The sequence below is a fragment of the Streptomyces sp. NPDC055815 genome (genome assembly GCF_053616475.1).
Window position 1 is genome coordinate 2,501 of record NZ_JBSHDU010000078.1, and the last position, 18,380, is coordinate 20,880.

Annotated in this window: 15 protein-coding genes (1 of these 15 cut by a window edge); 3 read left to right on the top strand and 12 right to left on the bottom strand. The window is 73.2% G+C overall.

The genetic code is table 11. The features are described 5' to 3' along the window. Nucleotides 1-646, bottom strand: partial view of a stage II sporulation protein M gene (locus tag ACWGN5_RS33880; RefSeq protein WP_453522254.1) — the 5' portion only. It extends 362 nt beyond the left edge of the window; 646 of the gene's 1,008 nt are visible here — the first part of the coding sequence; its start codon is at nucleotides 644-646; the stop codon falls past the left edge of the window. Nucleotides 647-777: 131 nt separating this feature from the next. Here ACWGN5_RS33880 and ACWGN5_RS33885 point away from each other — a divergent pair, with 131 nt between their 5' ends. Next, nucleotides 778-1,758: an RDD family protein gene (locus tag ACWGN5_RS33885; protein WP_453522255.1), complete on the top strand. Its 981-nt coding sequence runs from the start codon at nucleotides 778-780 to the stop codon at nucleotides 1,756-1,758. Between the two features lie 22 nt (nucleotides 1,759-1,780). Here the strand turns inward: ACWGN5_RS33885 and ACWGN5_RS33890 are convergent, their stop codons facing one another. From ACWGN5_RS33890 to ACWGN5_RS33925, 8 genes are all read right to left on the bottom strand, one after another. Then, nucleotides 1,781-2,395 (bottom strand): hypothetical protein, encoded by a 615-nt coding sequence (locus tag ACWGN5_RS33890; RefSeq protein ID WP_453522256.1) that lies wholly within the window; start codon nucleotides 2,393-2,395, stop codon nucleotides 1,781-1,783. A 188-nt stretch (nucleotides 2,396-2,583) separates the two neighbouring features. After that, nucleotides 2,584-4,038 (bottom strand): adenosylhomocysteinase, encoded by a 1,455-nt coding sequence (gene ahcY / locus ACWGN5_RS33895; protein ID WP_453522257.1) that lies wholly within the window; start codon nucleotides 4,036-4,038, stop codon nucleotides 2,584-2,586. Between the two features lie 460 nt (nucleotides 4,039-4,498). After that, on the bottom strand, nucleotides 4,499-5,482 hold the full coding sequence (locus ACWGN5_RS33900; protein WP_453522258.1) for a cation diffusion facilitator family transporter: 984 nt from the start codon (nucleotides 5,480-5,482) through the stop codon (nucleotides 4,499-4,501). 66 nt (nucleotides 5,483-5,548) lie between these two features. Further along, a complete protein-coding gene (manA, locus tag ACWGN5_RS33905; RefSeq protein ID WP_453522259.1) occupies nucleotides 5,549-6,700 on the bottom strand; it encodes a mannose-6-phosphate isomerase, class I in 1,152 nt (383 codons plus the stop codon). A 228-nt stretch (nucleotides 6,701-6,928) separates the two neighbouring features. Then, a complete protein-coding gene (locus tag ACWGN5_RS33910) occupies nucleotides 6,929-8,077 on the bottom strand; it encodes an SIS domain-containing protein (protein ID WP_453522260.1) in 1,149 nt (382 codons plus the stop codon). Nucleotides 8,078-8,299: 222 nt separating this feature from the next. Then, nucleotides 8,300-8,482 carry a Trm112 family protein gene (locus ACWGN5_RS33915; RefSeq protein WP_189807009.1) on the bottom strand — a complete coding sequence of 61 codons (183 nt, stop codon included), beginning with the start codon at nucleotides 8,480-8,482 and terminating at the stop codon, nucleotides 8,300-8,302. A gap of 92 nt (nucleotides 8,483-8,574) precedes the next feature. Continuing rightward, nucleotides 8,575-9,942: a phosphomannomutase/phosphoglucomutase gene (locus tag ACWGN5_RS33920; protein ID WP_453522261.1), complete on the bottom strand. Its 1,368-nt coding sequence runs from the start codon at nucleotides 9,940-9,942 to the stop codon at nucleotides 8,575-8,577. 105 nt (nucleotides 9,943-10,047) lie between these two features. Then, nucleotides 10,048-10,482 carry a DUF3499 domain-containing protein gene (locus ACWGN5_RS33925; RefSeq protein ID WP_351193233.1) on the bottom strand — a complete coding sequence of 145 codons (435 nt, stop codon included), beginning with the start codon at nucleotides 10,480-10,482 and terminating at the stop codon, nucleotides 10,048-10,050. 299 nt (nucleotides 10,483-10,781) lie between these two features. Between ACWGN5_RS33925 and ACWGN5_RS33930 the strand changes: the two genes are divergently transcribed. Beyond that, nucleotides 10,782-11,237, top strand: coding sequence for a metallopeptidase family protein (locus tag ACWGN5_RS33930; RefSeq protein ID WP_453522276.1), 456 nt, complete (start codon nucleotides 10,782-10,784; stop codon nucleotides 11,235-11,237). A gap of 117 nt (nucleotides 11,238-11,354) precedes the next feature. On the opposite strand, the gene ACWGN5_RS33935 is transcribed toward ACWGN5_RS33930, so the two are convergent. From ACWGN5_RS33935 to ACWGN5_RS33945, 3 genes are all read right to left on the bottom strand, one after another. Then, nucleotides 11,355-12,881, bottom strand: a complete 1,527-nt coding sequence (locus ACWGN5_RS33935; RefSeq protein ID WP_453522262.1) for a DUF5719 family protein — start codon at nucleotides 12,879-12,881, stop codon at nucleotides 11,355-11,357. After that, nucleotides 12,878-16,606 (bottom strand): glycosyltransferase family 2 protein, encoded by a 3,729-nt coding sequence (locus tag ACWGN5_RS33940; RefSeq protein ID WP_453522263.1) that lies wholly within the window; start codon nucleotides 16,604-16,606, stop codon nucleotides 12,878-12,880. The genes ACWGN5_RS33935 and ACWGN5_RS33940 overlap by 4 nt, the downstream gene beginning before the upstream one ends. Nucleotides 16,607-16,950: 344 nt before the next feature. Beyond that, nucleotides 16,951-17,214, bottom strand: a complete 264-nt coding sequence (locus ACWGN5_RS33945) for a WhiB family transcriptional regulator (RefSeq protein WP_015033978.1) — start codon at nucleotides 17,212-17,214, stop codon at nucleotides 16,951-16,953. Between the two features lie 654 nt (nucleotides 17,215-17,868). Between ACWGN5_RS33945 and ACWGN5_RS33950 the strand changes: the two genes are divergently transcribed. Further along, entirely contained in the window at nucleotides 17,869-18,378 is a 510-nt protein-coding gene (locus ACWGN5_RS33950; protein ID WP_453522264.1) for a cysteine dioxygenase, read from the top strand. The last annotated feature ends 2 nt before the right edge of the window (nucleotides 18,379-18,380 follow it).

Below are 18,380 nucleotides of genomic sequence, written 5' to 3' on the forward strand. Positions count from 1 at the left end.
TCAGGCCGAGGAAGACGTCGAGGCGGCCGGCGGAGGACATCAGGCCGATGCCGACGCCCAGGTTCAGCATGTTCAGGAAGAGGATCCACAGGACCGGGATGCCCAGGAAGGCTCCCAGGACCAGGCACATGGCCGCGGCCCGGGCGTTGTTCGTCCAGACCTGCGCCGCGAAGGACGCCGCCGGGTGACTGGAGTAGTACGTCTCGTACTGGCCGCCGGGGCGGGTCATCTCGCGGAGGTCGGCGGAGGCCCCGATCGAGGCCTGGACCTCCGGATGCGTGCCGATCCACCAGCCGATGAGGACCGCGAGAAGGGTGGACAGGACGGCCGTGGGGATCCACCAGCGGCGGGAGCGGTAGACCGCGGCGGGGAAGCCGGCCGTCAGGAAGCGGACCGCGTCGCGCCAGGAGGAGCGGCGGGTGCCGGTGACGGTGGCACGGGCGCGGGCCACGAGCTGGGTGAGCCGGGCCGTGAGCATGGGGTCCGGGGCGCTGGACTGGACGATCGAGAGGTGGGTGGCCGTGCGCTGGTACAGGGCGACCAGCTCGTCGGCCTCGGCGCCGGTGAGCCTGCCGCCCTGGCGCAGGAGGTGGTCGAGGCGTTCCCACTCGGCGCGGTGGGCGGTCACGTAGACGTCGAGGTCCATGATCGGCTGCTGCTCCAGGCACTGGCTGCGGACGGGTCCGTACTACTGCGGCGCGCTGCGGGTCAGCTTGGCAGACTGGCGTTCGGAGGGGTCGGGAAGGTCGGAGAAGGGTGGGTGCCGTGAGTGGGTTGGTGACGGGGGACGCCGTCGTACTGGGGTTGCAGCCGGCGCGGCTGCCGAGTCGGGCGCTCGCGGTGCTCATCGATCTGGTCGTGGTGTGGGCCGCGTATCTGCTGATCTCGCTCGGGCTCGTGGTCGCGACGGCCTCGCTGGACGAGGCCGCGGTCATGGCGGTGTCGATCGCGTCCTTCCTGCTGGTGCTCGTGGGGGCGCCGATCGCCGTCGAGACGCTGTCGCACGGGCGGTCGCTGGGGAAGATGGCCTGTGGCCTGCGGGTGGTCCGGGACGACGGGGGTCCGATCCGGTTCCGCCACGCGCTGATGCGGGGCGCGATGGGGGTCGTGGAGATCCTGATGACCTTCGGCGTCGTCGCCTGTGTCGCTTCGCTGGTGTCCGAGCGGGGGCGACGGCTCGGGGACGTCTTCGCGGGAACGCTCGTCGTGCGGGAGCGGATACCCGCGGCGCGCGTACTGGCGGTGCCTCCTCCCCCGCCGTGGCTGGTGGGGCGGTTCGCCGGGCTGGATCTTTCGGCGGTGCCGGAGGCGCTGTGGCTGGAGATACGTCAGTACCTGACGCGCTCGCGTGAGCTGGACCCGGCAGTGGGGCGGCGGCTGGCCGAGCGGCTGGCCGACGAGGTCGTGACGCGGACCGGTACGCCTCCGCCGGCGGGGGTGCCTGCCGATGCCTATCTGGCGGGCGTGGTGGCCGAGCGGCAGGCGCGGGACGCGCGGCGGGCGTTCGCCCCGGGAGGGGTGGCGGGTGTGACGGGGGCGGCTGGGGTGTCGGCGGCGCCTGGGGCGCCGGGTGCTGCTCCGTCCTCGGGTGCTGTTCCGTTCCCGGGTGCTGTTCCGTCCCCGGGTGCGGCTCACCCAGTTGTGGCTCCGTCTGTTGTCGCTCCCCCGGTTGCCGCTCCCCCCGTTGTCGCTGACCCCGCTGTCGAGCCCGTCGCGGAGTCCGGGGCTCGGCCCACCGGGTTCGCTCCGCCGGCCTGAGCCGTCGGGTCGGGGGTCGCGGTCAGGGGAAGACCGACGGCGGGGTTTCCAGGGCTTCGAGTTCGATGCCGGGGGCCGAGAGGACCACGTCGCCGGCGATGTGGACCGTATGGCGTTCGCCCGTGTCCAGGGCGTTGACCTGGTACTCGTCCACCATCAGCACGCCGTTGTCAGTGGCGTGCGCTTCACTTCTCAGCAGGGCCCAGGACTGGTCGACCGTGAGGGGGGCGAGCACCGGGTCCGTGAAGGCGACGAGCCTGACACGGGTCTCGGGGGAATCGGGGGTGAGACGCAGGAGTCGCGTGAGGGCGACGAGGAACGCCGGGGACGTGCCGGTGAAGGCGTGGGCGCGCACATTGCCTTCGGTGGCCTGGGTTCCGGTGGGGTCCGTACGGACCCAGGTGACGCCGTCGAGGGCCGCGCCGCGGACCTGCCAGCTCGCGGCGTGCAGTTCGAGGCGGATGGGGCGGCCGAGTTCGTCGACGGCCAGGTCGACGGAGCCCCGGTGGTCGCCCGCGGGGGTGGTGATCTGCGAGACGTAGCGCCAGCCGGAGGGGCCGGGCGCGCAGTGGAAGTGCTCTTCACCGAGGGGGGTGTGATCGTGCGGGTCATGGAGCGAATAACGGCCGCGGGGCATGGGTCCTCGGGGTCCTCGGAGTCCTCGGGTGGCTACCGGACGCGGTACCGGGTGCGGTAGCCGGCGCGGTAGCGGGGGCGGGACGGGGCAGGCCCCCCGGCACGGGGGTGCGGGGGGGGCCTGCCTGGGTCCTCTACGGGTGTCCGGGACGGCGCCGCGTCAGCGCGCGGGCGCCGCCGGCCGGGGCATCAGTAGCGGTAGTGGTCCGGCTTGAAGGGGCCCTCGACCTCGACGCCGATGTAGGCGGCCTGCTCGGGGCGGAGGGTCGTCAGCTTGACGCCGAGCGAGTCCAGGTGGAGGCGGGCGACCTTCTCGTCCAGGTGCTTCGGCAGCACGTAGACGTCGGTCGGGTACTCCTGCGGCTTGGTGAAGAGCTCGATCTGGGCCAGGGTCTGGTCCGCGAAGGAGTTCGACATCACGAAGGAGGGGTGGCCGGTCGCGTTGCCGAGGTTCAGCAGGCGGCCCTCGGAGAGGACGATGAGGACCTTGCCGTCCGGGTAGGTCCAGGTGTGGACCTGCGGCTTGACCTCGTCCTTGACGATGCCCGGGGTCTTGGCGAGGCCGGCCATGTCGATCTCGTTGTCGAAGTGGCCGATGTTGCCGACGATGGCCTGGTGCTTCATCTTGGCCATGTCCCCGGCCATGATGATGTCCTTGTTGCCGGTCGTGGTGATGAAGATGTCGGCGGTCTCGACGACCTCGTCGAGGGTCGTGACCTGGTAGCCGTCCATCGCCGCCTGGAGGGCGCAGATCGGGTCGATCTCGGTGACGATGACGCGGGCGCCCTGGCCGCGGAGGGACTCGGCGCAGCCCTTGCCGACGTCGCCGTAGCCGCAGACGACGGCGGTCTTGCCGCCGATGAGGACGTCGGTGGCGCGGTTGATGCCGTCGATGAGGGAGTGGCGGCAGCCGTACTTGTTGTCGAACTTCGACTTCGTCACGGCGTCGTTCACGTTGATCGCCGGGAAGAGGAGCGAGCCGGCCTGGTGCATCTCGTACAGGCGGTGGACGCCGGTGGTGGTCTCCTCGGTCACGCCGCGGATCTCGGACGCCAGCTGGGTCCACTTCTGCGGGTTCTCGCCGAGGGTGCGGTTGAGGAGACGGAGGATGTGGCCGTACTCCTCGCTGTCCGCGGTGGACGGGTCCGGGGCGGAGCCGGCCTTCTCGAACTCGACGCCCTTGTGGACCAGGAGGGTGGCGTCACCGCCGTCGTCCAGGATCATGTTCGGGCCGCCGGTGGGCGTGTTCGGCCAGGTGAGGGCCTGCTCGGTGCACCACCAGTACTCCTCCAGGGTCTCGCCCTTCCAGGCGAAGACCGGGACGCCCTGGGGGTTCTCCGGGGTGCCGTTCGGGCCGACGGCGATGGCCGCGGCGGCGTGGTCCTGGGTGGAGAAGATGTTGCAGGAGGCCCAGCGGACCTCGGCGCCGAGGGCGACCAGGGTCTCGATGAGGACGGCGGTCTGCACGGTCATGTGCAGGGAGCCGGTGACGCGCGCGCCGGCGAGCGGCTGGGTCTCGGCGTACTCGCGGCGGATCGACATCAGGCCGGGCATCTCGTGCTCGGCGAGGGTGATCTCCTTGCGGCCGAAGGCGGCCAGGGAGAGGTCGGCGACCTTGAAGTCCTGGTGGGCGGCAGTCGTCATGACTGGGCTGCTCCTCGTGTGTGCGAGTGCGAGGGTCGGTTGAGGCGCCTGGCACCGCGGCAGGGCGCCGCTGGGCACACGAATGCCCGGGCGCTTGCTCGGTGCCGTCGTCGGAGGCCCTCTCTCCCTCGGCCGGTCCGCGGACCGCCCGACCGCCATCAGCAGCGACGTCTGGCTGGTCACGAATCTACACCGATCGGTGCGGCGGGCCACAGTCCGCATCGAGCCCGCCTCGACTCCGCGTCGGGCTCCGCATCGGGCTCCCGGTCGGACTCGGCGGCCCTGCCTCGTACTGCCGTTCGGCCGTCGTCCGTGGCCCGTACGGACGTGCGGACGTGCGGACGTGCGGACGTGCCGACGTGCGGACGTGCGGACGTGCGTGGGTGTGTGGGTGTGGATGTGCCGGACCCCCGGGCCGTGTGGGCCCGGGGGTCCTGAGGGTGGGCAGGCGTGCCCTGGGTCAGTGGCCGGGGGCGGGGGCGGGGGCCGGGCCGCCCGGGGTCTTGGCCGGGTTCTTGCCCGCCGAGGCCGCCGACTCGCTGTAGATGTCGGGCTCCAGGTAGATGACCCGGGCGATCGGGACGGCGGCGCGGATGCGCTCCTCGGCGGCGTTGATGGCGTTCGCGACCTCGGTGGCCGTGTCGTCGTGCTGGACGGCGACCTTGGCGGCGACGAGGAGTTCCTCGGGGCCGAGGTGGAGCGTGCGCATGTGGATGAGGCGGGTGACGGTCTCGCCGTCGACGACGGCCGCCTCGATCTTCTTGACCTCGTCGACGCCGGCGGACTCGCCGAGGAGCAGCGACTTGGTCTCGGCGGCGAGCACGATCGCGATGAGGACGAGGAGGACACCGATGCAGACGGTGCCGATGCCGTCCCAGACTCCGTTGTCGGTCGCCAGGGCGAGGCCGACGCCGCCGAGGGCGAGGACGAGACCGACGAGCGCGCCGAGGTCCTCCAGGAGGACGACGGGGAGCTCGGGGGCCTTCGCGCGGCGGACGAACTCCTTCCAGGAGAGGCCGCCGCGGATCTCGTTGGACTCCTTGATGGCGGTGCGGAAGGAGAAGGACTCCGCGATGATCGCGAAGACGAGGACGCCGACCGGCCAGTACCAGGCCTCGATGGGGTGCGGGTGCTTGATCTTCTCGTAGCCCTCGTAGATGGCGAACATGCCACCGACGGAGAAGAGCACGATGGAGACGAGGAAGGCGTAGATGTACCGTTCGCGGCCGTAGCCGAAGGGGTGCTGCGGCGTGGCCTCGCGCTGGGCCTTCTTGCCGCCGAGGAGCAGCAGGCCCTGGTTGCCGGAGTCGGCGAGCGAGTGGACGCTCTCGGCGAGCATCGACGACGAACCACTGAAGAGGAACGCCACGAACTTGGCTACGGCGATCGCGAGGTTGGCGGCGAGTGCCGCCACGATCGCCTTGGTTCCGCCTGACGCGCTCATGGGTGTACGTGGTCCCTTCGTCGATGCTCCGGCTCGATCGCCGCGGTTCGGCCGGTCATTGTCGCATCAGGCCACGACGGTCGCGCGGAAGACGGTACCCACCCCCGACAGCTCGGTGGGCTCGCCCGCCGGTACGAAGACGGACTCGCCGGGGCCGAGGGCGACTCCGCCGGCCTGCGGGCGGCCCGCGACGGCGAGCAGGATCTGCGGGGTGGCGGCGGTGACGTCGGTGGGCGCGGCGCCTTCCGGGCGGACGAAGCGGGAGAGGCGGAACTCGTCGATCGGGGTCTCGTACACCTCCTCGCCGGAGGGGGAGGCCTCGGGGCGCAGGACGGCCGGCTCGTTCGGTTCGAAGCGGACGATGCGGAGGAGTTCGGGGACGTCGACGTGCTTGGGCGTGAGGCCGCAGCGCAGCACGTTGTCGGAGTTCGCCATGATCTCGACGCCGAGGCCGTCGAGGTAGGCGTGCGGGACGCCCGCGCCGAGGTAGAGGGCCTCGCCGGGCTGGAGCCGTACGCGGTTGAGGAGCATGCCGGCGATCACGCCGGGGTCGCCCGGGAAGTGGTGGGCCAGGGTCGCGAACGGGGCGTGGTCGCCGCCGAGTCGCGCGGCCGCGGCGGCGGCCTCGGCGACGGTGTGCGCCATCTCCTCGCGGTCGGCGGTGAGCAGGGCCGTCAGGACCTCGCGGAGCGCGGCCTCTTCGGGGTGGGCGTGGAGGAGGTCCACGTACGGCTTGAGGGAGTCGACGCCCAGCGCGGCGATCAGGTCGGCGGCCTCGACGGGGGTGCGGAAGCCGCACAGGCCGTCGAAGGGGGTGAGGGCGCAGATCAGCTCGGGCTTGTGGTTGGGGTCCTTGTACGTGCGGTGCGGGGCGTCGATCGGGATGCCGGCGGCCTCCTCGGCGGCGTACCCGGCCTTGGCCTGCTCCAGGTCGGGGTGGACCTGGAGGGAGAGCGGGGCGCCCGCGGCGAGCAGCTTGAACAGGAACGGGAGACGCGGCCCGAACTTCTCGACGGCCCGCTCCCCCAGTTCGCGTACGGGATCGGCGGCGATGAGCTCGTTCAGCGCTCCGCGGTCGGTGCGGGAGGGGGCACCGGGGTGGGCGCCCATCCACATCTCGGCCTGGGGCTCACCGGTGGGGGCGGTTCCGAGCAGTTCCGGGATGGCCGTCGTGGATCCCCAGGCGTAGGGGCGGACGGTGTTGACGAGGCGGTCCATGGTGCCTGCCAGCTCCTCGGGGTGGTGATGGATCGTGCGGGGGGTCGGGAGACAGGTGACAGGGGGCGGGTGACGGGTATGTGACGCGCTGGGGTTCTGGTGGGGTCCGGGTGGTTGCCCTGCGCCTACGCGGATGGGGGCTGGTGCCGGGAGTGTCCTTGGGGGCGCTCGGCTTGTGTGGGTGGGGCGGTGCGGGTGGGGGGTGCCCGCTGTGTGCTTCAGCGCCCGCTAGTGCGGCGTGCGGGCCGGGGTGGCCAGGTTGAGGTAGACCGCCGCGAAGTCGGTCACCGCGAGGAGTTCGGCGAGTGTCTCCAGGTCGTCGCCCTCCTCCGGTTCCAGTTCGCTGATCGCCGTCTCGTGGCCGAGGGCCAGTTCGCGGGCGGCCCGGGCCGCGGTCAGGCCGTCCCCCGGGCGGTCGCGGAGCAGCACCACGCGCGCGCGGAGTGCCTGCGGCTCCTCCACGCGGTCGCGGAAGAAGTCGTCCGGGTCGGCGCCGGCCGCGTAGTCGCCCGCGAGGAGGACCCCGTGCGCCGGCAGGGCCTCCGGGAGTTCGGCGGCGAGCGCGGGCAGGCCGGCGAGTTCGGCGAGGACGGCGGCGAAGCGGCGGCCGGCCGGGCCCGCGGCGTTGCCCTCGGTCCAGATCAGCGGGAGCGAGTCCGCGAGTTCGGCGGCGAGCGTCTTGGCCGGGTTGCTGTACGTGGCGATGGCCGGGCCGCAGCGTTCCGCCGTGCGGTCCAGGCGGTCGGCGACCTTCTCCAGGGCCTCCGGGGGCGCGTCGAGCAGGCCCACGCGGTCCAGGAGCATGAGCAGCGGGGTGAACAGGGCCCACAGGGCGCCCGGGCTGGCCGCGATGCTCTCGGCGTACTCGTCGGGCGTCTCGTTCGGGGCGGTCGCCATCGGGACGAACAGGCCGCGCGAGCCGTTCACCGTCTCGGCGAGCGGGGAGGCCTTCGGGGCGACGGCGACGACCGTGATCCCACGGCGGTACGCCTGCTCGGCGAGGAGCGCGAGGCCCGGTTCGGAGCCGTCGGTGGTGGGCAGCAGGAGCAGGTCCACCGAGCCCGCCCAGCCCGGCAGGGCCCAGCGCAGGGCGCCCGCCGCGGGGGCGACGCCGGTCGGCTGGAGCCGTACGACGGGGGCGGCGGCTCCGGCGAGCGCGCCGATCAGGTCCGCGACGCCGGCGGCCGCGGTGCCGGGGCCCGCGACGAGGACGGCACGGGGGCGGCCCTCGGGGCGGAGGTCCGCGATGCCGGCCTCGGCGGCGTGCCGGGCGGCGGTCCGTACCCGTGCGCCTGCCTCGGCGGCGCCGCGGAGGAGGCCTCGGCGGTCGGCCAGGGCGAGGTCGTCCGGGGTGTCGAGGAGGGTCTCGTCGAGCATGTGCGGCCTCCCTGCGGGGCGCGGCGGGTGCGGGCGCGGGTTGTGCGGGGCGCGGGTTGTGTGGGGCGCTGCCTTGTGCGGGGTGCGGGTGGTGCGGGGTCAGGCGCGGAAGCCTTGGCCCGGCTGGGGGCGCCGTCCGTTGTGCCCACCCGTTCCGCCCCTTGCGGAACGCCTGCCCACAACGGGCGGAAGCGCGCCCACAACGGCGTGGGCGCTCGGGTGTTACGCCGGCTTGCGGGCCTCGTCCGTCAGGAGGACCGGGATGTCGTCGCGGACCGGGTAGGCGAGGCCGCAGTCGGGGCTCGTGCAGATCAGCTCGGGGGTCTCGTCCGCCGTGCGGTCGTTCAGCGGAGCGTGGCAGGCCGGGCAGGCCAGGATCTCCAGGAGGCCGGCTTCGAGCGGCATGGGTTGTCCCTTCGAACAGACGGATCGGGCCAGGTCAGCCTACCGCCGGGGAACGGGGCACGCCCCCGTTCCCCGGCGGTGCGGCAAGGGGGTCAGTCGGTCGCCCGGACCAGGGCGAGGACCTCGTCGCGGGTCTTGGCCATGGTGGCCTCGTCGCGGGCCTCGACGTTGAGGCGGAGCAGCGGCTCCGTGTTGGAGGGGCGGAGGTTGAACCACCAGTCCGCCGCCGTCACCGTCAGGCCGTCGAGCTCGTCGAAGGTGACGCCGTCCTGGCCGGAGTACGCCGCCTTCACCTTGGCCGTGCTCGCCGCCTGGTCCGCGACCGTGGAGTTGATCTCGCCCGAGGAGGCGTACCGGTCGTAGGCGGCGACCAGGTCGGACAGGGTGCCCTCCTGGCCGCCGAGGGCCGCGAGGACGTGGAGCGCGGCGAGCATGCCGGTGTCCGCGTTCCAGAAGTCCTTGAAGTAGTAGTGCGCCGAGTGCTCGCCGCCGAAGATCGCTCCGGTCTTCGCCATCTCCTCCTTGATGAAGGAGTGGCCGACGCGGGTGCGGACCGGCTCGCCGCCCTGCTCGCGGACGACCTCCGGCACCGACCAGGAGGTGATCAGGTTGTGGATGATCGTTCCGCCGGGGCTCTTGGCGAGCTCGCGCGCGGCGACGAGGGCCGTGATCGCGGACGGGGAGACCGGCTCGCCGCGCTCGTCGACGACGAAGCAGCGGTCGGCGTCTCCGTCGAAGGCGAGGCCCAGGTCGGCACCCTCGGCGAGGACGCGGGCCTGGAGGTCGACGATGTTCTTCGGGTCGAGCGGGTTGGCCTCGTGGTTCGGGAAGGTGCCGTCCAGCTCGAAGTACATCGGGACGGTGTCCAGGGGCAGGCCCGCGAAGACCGTCGGGACCGTGTGGCCGCCCATGCCGTTGCCCGCGTCCACGACCACCTTGAGGGGGCGGATCGCGGTGAGGTCGACCAGGTTCCTGAGGTGGGCCGCGTAGTCCGTGAGGGTGTCGCGTTCGGTGATCGTGCCCGGTGCGGCGGCGGCCTCCGGGGCGCCCTTCTCGCTCCACTCCTCGGCGAGGGCGCGGATGTCGGCGAGACCGGTGTCCTGGCCCACGGGGGCCGCTCCGGCGCGGCACATCTTGATGCCGTTGTACTGGGCCGGGTTGTGCGAGGCCGTGAACATGGCGCCGGGCAGGCCGAGGCTGCCGGACGCGAAGTACAGCTGGTCCGTGGAGCAGAGCCCGATGAGCGTGACGTCGGCGCCGAGGCGGGCCGCGCCGCGCGCGAACGCGGCCGCGAGGCCGGGCGACGAGGGCCGCATGTCGTGGCCGATGACGATCGCGTCCGCGTCCGTCACCCGTACGAAGGCGGCGCCGAAGAGCTCGGCGAGCGTCTCGTCCCACTGGTCGGGTACGACTCCGCGGATGTCGTACGCCTTCACGATCTGCGACAGATCGGCAGTCACGGATCCACCCTCCTGAGTTTCTCCACACGCGTGTGCGGCGCGTGTACGGAACGCCAAAGCTACCCGGAGCGCAGTCGGGGGTACGCGGACGGTGGCCGGTTGCCGTCAGTTGTCGGGCGAACGGAGCACTCTGAGGTGCCCGCGGCGACCGACCTCCATGGGGTCGCCGCCGCGGCCTCCGCCGCCCTTGCCGCCGGCCTCGGCCGCGCGTTCCTGGGGGCGGGCCGCCTCCCGTACCGCGTTGGCCAGCGCTTCGAGGTCGTCGCCGCTGGGGCGGGTGGGGGCGGATCCGTCGGAGAGCCGCACCACCTCCCAGCCGCGCGGGGCGGTGAGGCGCTCGCTGTGCTCGGCGCACAGGTCGTAGCAGTGGGGCTCGGCATAGGTGGCGAGCGGGCCGAGGACCGCAGTCGAGTCGGCATAGACGTACGTCAGTGTCGCGACGGCAGGGCGGCCGCACGCAGTGCGCGAACAGCGACGTACAGGGCTCACGACGTTGGACGGTACCGCACTCTTGAGCGGGCCGCGACGACTCTCCCTCAGGTCACTCCACCGTGTCGCGGTGTGACCTCCGCCACCCCCCTTCGAGTGGTCATGGCTCTGACCTGCGCGGGAGGGGGCGTACGGGGGTGGGCGCAGGGGGCTATCCGGACACCTTGGGATGCAAATCCGGTCAACCAGGGCCAGATGGCCGATCGGGACGGGCTGTCGAATCGGGCGTGCGGATGGCCGGAATGTTCAGGTTTCGACAAGGCGTGGGGTGGCGGGGCGGGCACGCCGGGAAAGGTGGCGAGGATGCGCCACGGTGCGCTGGGACGGATGAGGGTTACGCTGCGTCAGTGATGGACAGTCCTGTGCCGCCGAGCCCCTCGCACCGTCCCGCGGAGCCCCCGGCGGAGCCTCGGGTCCGCCGCCGCGACCGGCACGGCCGCGGGATGCGGGGACCTGTCGCGCCGCCGCAGGTGCCGCTCTCCACGAGCCGGGCCGACACCTTCCGCGATCTCGTCCTCGACTCGGTCGAGCGCCTCGAACGGCGCTGGCCGCAGCTGGCGGACGTCGACTTCCTGGTGATGGAGGTGCCGCCGCCGGTGCCGGGCGAGACCGTGCCGCTGGGGGGCTCGGTGCCGGCCGAGAAGAACGAACCCGCGCGGGTGGTCGTGTACCGGCGGCCGGTCGAGATCCGGTCCAAGAGTCGCGACGAGCGGGCGTTGCTCGTGCACGAGGTGGTGGTGGAGCAGGTGGCCGAGCTTCTTGGGCTCTCGCCCGAGTCCGTCGATCCTCGATACGGGCAGGACTGAGCCGCCGGGGGGTTCCGGGCCCTGAGCGGTGCCGCCCGGCGGGTGCGGTGCCGCGCGCCCCGGGTGCGGGTCAGGGCGCGGGAGCCTGGGCCCGGCAAGGGGCGCCGTCAACGGGCGTCAGTCCAGTACGCGTAGGTTCTGGTGGGCCGAGGGGACCTCTACCGTGCCTCGGTCGTCGACGAAGGTCTGGATCGTGAACATCGGGATGCCGTCCTCCGGGAGGGTGAGCGTCCGGGCAGCGTGGACCTTGCCGCCCGAGACCGGTTCGACCGTCAGCGCGTAGGAGCCCTTGAGGCCCGCCGGGACGAGGTCGGCCAGGACCGTCGTCGTGCCCCCCTTCACCGTGACGGTCTTCGACACCGGCGCGCCCCCCTCGGAGCCGGCCGAGGCGGTGACCTTGACCTGGGCGTCCGCGCCGGGGGCCGTCAGGGAGAACGTCGAGGCCTTCGCGCGGTTGTCGGCGACCGTCGCCCGCGCGGAGACGGCCGCGGTGGCCGGGATGAACGCGATCTCGGTGTTCTCGCCCTTGCCGCGCACCACCTGGAGGGCCGCCACCACCGGCGTCGGCTTCTTCGGGTCGCTCGGCGTCAACAGCAGGGAGCCCACCGCGCCCCGGGTGAGGTTGGGCAGGTCGACGGCGGCCGTCATCCCGGACTTCACGTGGAGGGAGTCGGCGCCCGCCGGGACGATCGTGCCGCTCGCGGTGACCAGCTGGACCTTGAGGTCGGCGTCGTCGTCGCCGGGGGCGAAGGCCACGAGCCGCACCGCGGTGGCGTCGGCCGGGATGCCGGGGAGCAGGGCGCTGCTCGCCGGGTCGGCGGCCGGGGCGATCCAGTCGCTGCCGAGCTTGTCGTCGGCCGCGGCCACGGCGGCGCCGACGCGGCCGCTGCGGGTGGTGACGTGGACGGTGACGTCCTTCCGGCCGGCCTCGCTCGTGAGGGTGGACAGGAGCACCGGGACGGTGGAGCGGGCGGGGACCGGGATGCCCTCGGTGAACTGGGACTTGAGGGCCCCCTCGGGGCCGTACAGCTCGATGTCGGCGACGGCGGCCGTGTCGTCCGGGTTGGTGAGGTGGACGTAGTCCTGCCGGTCCTTGTCGGTGGAGGCCGCCGGGAACCAGAAGTCGGTGTCGGGGGCTCCGCAGCCGAGGCCGAGGAGGCCGCGCGCGCCGCCCGCCGGGACGACGGTGGTCTGCTGGACGGTCCAGCCGGGGGCCAGGGTGCCGGTCGCCGCGCCGGTGAGGGCGGGCACGGAGCCGCCGTCCGCCTGGGCGGTGACGGGCTTGCCGGGGGCGGTGACCGTGGCCGGGATCTTCGGGGCCTTGGGCTTCTTGCCGGTGGTGCCGGTGCCGCCGGCCGCGGGACCGCTCGCGGCGGGCCGCAGCGCCGCCGTGGCCGGCTCGGCCTTGCCGGAGCCCGCGGTGGCGGAGCCCGTACCGGTCGGGGTGTACGAGGTGTAGCGCGTCTCGGCCACCTCGGAGGTGCTGGGCACCGGGCAGACGAGGCCCGCGCGCTCCACCGGCAGGCGGGTGGTGGCCTTCGCCTCGGGGGCGGCGGTGCCGTCCGGGGCGGTGAGGGCCGCGAAGCCGGTGACGGCGGCGAGGGCCGTGGCGCCCGCGATCAGGGAGAGGTTGGTGCGCTTCACTGGTTGCTGCTCCCGTCGGGACGCTGCTCGGTCTCGTGGCCCTGGGGGTGTTCGTAGCCGTAGCCGCCGCCGTACGGGTCGTACTGCTGCTGCCCGTACTGCTGCGGGTCGTACTGCTGCTGGGGCTGTTCATAGCCCTGCTGTTCGTACCCCTGCTGTTCGTACCCCTGCTGTTCGTAGCCCTGCTGCTCGTAGCCCTGCTGCTCGTAGCCCTGCTGGGGGTACGCGTACGGCTGCTGCTGGTACGGGTCGGCCGCGTAGTCCTGGTAGTAGCCCTGGTCGGCGTACGGCTGGGTGCCCGGCTGCGCCGGGGCCTGCGCGTAGGCCGGGTCGTAGCCGCCGGCCGCCTCCTGGTCCCCGGGCTCGTAGGACTGCTGCTCCGGGATCGGGGCGGGCGCGCCCTGTGCGGTCCCGAAGGCGTCGAAGGTGTCGGGGGCGTCGGGGGCGGTCTCCGCGGCCGCTTCGGCCTCCGCGGCGGCGCGCAGGCGGCGGGCGCGGCGGCCGTCGCCCTCGGTCGCCTGGGCGGGGATCGCGAGCTCCTCCTCGGGCAGGTCGTCGTCGATCTCGCGGCGCCGCCCGGGCAGGGCGAGGACGAGCAGGACGAGGGCGAGGCCGGCCTGGGCCCAGATCCACGCGGTGTGGGTGAGCGGCTCGTCGTACGTGAGGTCGAGGCGGCCGCCTCCGGCGGGGAGCTCGAAGCCCTGGGCCCAGCCGTCGACGGTGGTGCGGGTCAGCTCCTTGCCGTCGAGGGTGGCGGTCCAGCCCTCGTCGGCGCGGTCGGCGAGGCGCAGGACGCGGCCCGTGGGTCCCGCGGGGACCTGGGTGTGGGCCTCGACGGGCCCGGCGGCGACGGCGACGGGCTTGGCGGTCTCCTCCGTCTTCTCGCCGTCGGCGGTCTTGGCCGCGGGCGGGACGATCATGACGCGGGCGATCTCGCGGTCGACGCGCCAGAGCGCGCTGCCGTCGAGCTGGCTGAGGCGGCTGAGGCCGGGCGTGGAGTCGAGGACGCGGCTCATCTGGCGCGGTGCCCCGTCCCGTACGAGCACGTACCGGATGGCGTAACCGCTGAGCTCCTGGGTCTGGTCGGCGCCTGAACCGGCGACGAGGTGGGCGACGACCGCGTCGAGACGCGGGTCGGCCTCGGCGGTAGCGGTGAGTTCGGCGTCGCCGAGGCGGGCGCCGGAGCCGCGGACCAGGGTGTAGGCGACCTCGCCGGGCGCGCCCGCGCCGAGGACGAGGGTGCGGGGCTGGTCGCGGGTGCCGCTCTCCTCGGCGACGAAGGCCGGGACCTGGACCGGGTCGCGGCGGGTCAGCGGGCCGTCGGCGCCGCCGATCATCCAGCCGGCGGCGGCGACGGCGGGGCCGAGGGCGCAGGCGAGGGCGATGAGGGCGGCGACGGGCTGGCGCCAGCCGAAGCCGTGGGCGGCGACGCGGGTGCGGCCGCCCTCGGCGCCGATCATGCCGGCGGCGATGAGGGCGGCGCCGTAGACGAGGGTGGCGGGTCCGGCCCAGCCGGTGCCGCCCGCGCCGTTGCCGAGGACGGCGAAGAGGAGTCCGGCGAGGCCGGCGGCCCAGGCGGTACGGACGGCGAGCTGCCGCTCCTCGCGGAGGAGTCCGGCGAGGCCGGCGAGGACGAGGCCGATCAGGACCAGGCCGCCGGTGGTGCCGGGGCCGCCGGGGCTGGTGCCGAGCAGGTCGAGCGCGGTGGCCGTGCCCGTACGGACGTCGAGTCCGGCCTCGCGCAGGAAGGCGCCGGGGTCGGTGAGGAGGCTGAGCGACCAGGGTGCGAGGACGAGCAGCGGGGTGCCGACGGCGGCGAGGAAGCGGAGGCCGTACGCGGTGATGTCGTCGCGGCGGACGGCGAGGACGCCGAGGCCGAGGAGGACGGCGAGCGGCCAGACGACCGGGGTGAACGCCATCGCGAAGGTGAGCAGGAAGGTGTACGCCCAGGTGGCGCGCCAGCTGCCGCGGTCGGGCCGGTTGAAGCCGTGGGCGGCGACGGCGGCGCGGGCGATCAGCGGGAGCAGGATCGCGAGGACGGCGGTGCCGAGCCGGCCGGCGGCGAGGGCGCCGGTGGCGGCGGGCAGGAAGGCGTACGCGATGGCGCCCCAGGCGCGCAGGAGCCGGGACTCGACGATGCCGCGGGCCGCGAAGTACGCGGTGAAGCCGGCGAGCGGGACCGAGCAGACGAGCAGCAGGGTCAGCGCGGTGGACGTGGAGCCGAGGAACAGCGCGGAGAGCGCGGCCAGGACGGCGAGGTAGGGCGGGGCGGTCTGGGTGCCGCCGGTGCCGAGGGCGTGCCAGGCGTCGGCGTACCGCGACCAGAGGCCGGAGACGGTGTCGGGGGCGGGCAGCAGGGCGCCGCCGGCGAGCGAGCCGCCGGCGAAGAGGTTGCGGCAGGCGACCAGGGAGACGAGGAGGAGCAGGGCGAAGAGGACCGGGCCGGGCTTGCGGGCGATCTTCTTGAGCCGGGCGAACTGCTCGATCTCCAGGTAGTCGGCGTCGTCGCCGCCGGGGCCGGATTCGACGACGCCGTGGCGGGAGCCGCCGGTGTCGGCCTCGGCGCCGCCGAAGTGGGAGGCGAGCTGCTCGACGGTGGCGCGGACGGTGGCGCCGGGCGGCGGGAAGAGGGACCGGAAGTCGTTGTTGGGGACGGTCGCGTTCTTGCGGCGCTTGCGGGCGGCGAGGATCTTCTCGGGCCGCAGCAGGGTCGCGAGGAGGCCCATGACCTCGTCGACGGCCTGGCCCGGGGCCTTGCCTACGAGGTAGGCGAGGGTGCGGAGCAGGGTGCTGAGGACGAGCCGTACGAGGACGTACGGCAGGGCCCGGCCGCGGGTGTTGGCGAGGAGGGAGTGGACGGCGCCGGCCTTGTCGACGCGGTGCGGGTTGGCGGCGGTGCGTCCGGCGCAGTCGACGGTGCGGCGCTCGCGGGCGGAGGCCTCTGCGTGCCGCAGGACGGCGTCGGGGGCGACGAGGACGTGGAAGCCGGCGGAGTGCGCGCGCCAGCAGAGGTCGACGTCGTCGCGCATGAGGGGCAGGCGCCGGTCGAAGCCGCCGAGTCCCTCGAAGACGTCGCGGCGGACGAGCATGCCGGCGGTGGAGACGGAGAGGACGGAGCGGACCTGGTCGTGCTGGCCCTGGTCCTGCTCGCGGCGGTCGAGTCCGGTCCAGCGGCGACCGCTGCGGGCGATGCTGACGCCGGCTTCGAGGAGCTGCTTCCTGTCGTACCAGCCGCGCAGCTTGGGGCCGATGACGGCGGCTTCGGCGTCGGACTCGGCGACGCGCAGGAGTTCGGCGAGGGCGCCGGGCTCGGGGGCGCAGTCGTCGTGGAGGAGCCACAGCCACTGGACCGGTTCGCCGTGCGGGAGTTCGGGGAGGTCGTACGCCTCGTCGTTCCAGGTGCGGCTGACGGGGTCCCAGCCGCTGGGGCGCTTCAGGTAGGGCAGGTCCTCGGGTCCGAGCAGGGGCGCGGTGCGGGCGGCCTCCTCGACGGCGGCGCCGAAGCCGGTGCGGCGTGCGAGGTGCAGGACGCGGTCGGCGCCGATGGCGTCGGCGACGAGCTGCGCCGAGTCGTCGGCGCTGCCGGTGTCGGCCGCCACCACGGCCTGCACGGGGCGCTCCTGGGCGAGCAGCCCGGCGAGCGCGTCGGGCAGCCAGCGGGCGCCGTCGTGGGTGACGAGCACGGCGGTGACGACGTGTCGCGGAAACTCAGGAGTTGAGGACATCGAGCTACGGGCCCTCCGGCCGGGGTCGCCCGCGGGGGGCGTGGGGAGCGTCTCGGACGGAGGCCCACACTAACGGCTGCACGCGGAGCGGTCCGCCGCCCTGTGGACAGACCGTGCGGGACGGGTTCTTGAAGGACACCGCGTGAAGGACACGGCGTGCCGGGCGCCGCGTACCGGACCCACCGGGTGAAGGACACCGCGTGCCGGGCGCCGTGTACCGGGCACACCGCATGCCGGACACGCAGAACGGTCCGCCGCCTGTGGATGGTGCACAGGGGGCGGACCGTTCGTCGTGTCCTGGTGTGCGCGCCGGGGCGCGCGGGGGCGGGCGGGCTGTGCGCGGTTCAGACGGCGGCCTTCTTCAGGCGGCGTCGCTCGCGCTCGGAGAGGCCGCCCCAGATGCCGAAGCGTTCGTCGTTCTGCAGGGCGTATTCGAGGCACTCGGAGCGGACCTCGCAGGCGAGGCAGACCTTCTTGGCCTCGCGGGTCGAGCCGCCCTTCTCGGGGAAGAAGGACTCGGGATCGGTCTGGGCGCACAGCGCGCGCTCCTGCCAGCCGAGTTCCTCGTCCGCGTCCTCGACCAGCAGTTCCTGGAACAACTCGGTCATGTGCGCCCCTCGTCTGTTCTGTGCGTCCCCGTGATGTTGCCGGGGCGAACCCGGCCGAACGACACGAGTGAAATTACAAGTTCGTGCTCTGTGCGAGTCAAGCCGAGATCTGCTATTGGGCCCCGTATTCACTCTGCGGAACCAAGCCTATGCGGAAAGTGTTCAAATCACCAAAAAACGTGACACATGCCGCTGGCTTGACCGCGCCGCGACACCTGCACAAGGGAGGACGTCCGGGACTTGGATCTTGTTGCGGTCCAGCCGCGGAAGCGATCTGGATCACAGTCCGATCTCGCCCCACCATGTTTAAGGGCGCGGTCGAAGCGCCATCTCTCCTGGTCCGCACCTGAACAAACCTTTCTCCGGGCACGGTAACCGGATGAGGTGAAACATTACCCCCAAAACGGGCATTGAGTTGACAGTCGGGTGCCCCTCCGGCCACCTTTGGTGGCATGCCAGCGACCACAGCGCCCTCCGCGACCCACAGCCGTGGGTTCCGCCGCGCTGTCCAGGCGCGCTGTTGCTGTTGCTGTCCCAGCTGTTGATGCCGTAGAGCTCCAGCTTCTTCTCCCAGCGTCACCCTGCGTCACCCGTGTCACCTCTCTTCCGTGACCCCCCACCGCTTCTGTTTCTGCTGAGGAACCTCCCCACCCCATGAACATGGACAGCGACCTTCAGATCGCCGGCGACATCCTCGAAGTCCCGCACCTGCTCCAGCCCGAGCGCGCCCACCCCGTCACCGTGGCCGAGTTCGCCGGCCTCGCGCGCTCCATCGCCGAGGACCGCTCCCAGTGGGCCCCGTACGTCGAGTACGACGCCACCACCCGCTGGTACCACCGCCTGCGCACCGGCCCCGGCTACGAGGTGTGGCTGCTCTCCTGGGTGCCAGGACAGGGCAGCGGCCTCCACGACCACGGCGTCTCCTCCGGCGTGCTGACCGTCCTGGAGGGCGAGCTCACGGAACGTACGGACCGGGGCGTGCGGACGCTCGACGGCGGCGCGCAGCGGGTCTTCGCGCCGGGGTACGTCCACGAGGTCGTCAACGACTCCCTCGAACCGGCCGTCAGCCTGCACGTCTACTTCCCCGGCCTCACCGAGATGCCGATGCACGAGTCGCTGCAGGCGCAGTGCGCCCCGGCCGCCCCCGGATTGATCGACGCCTGACA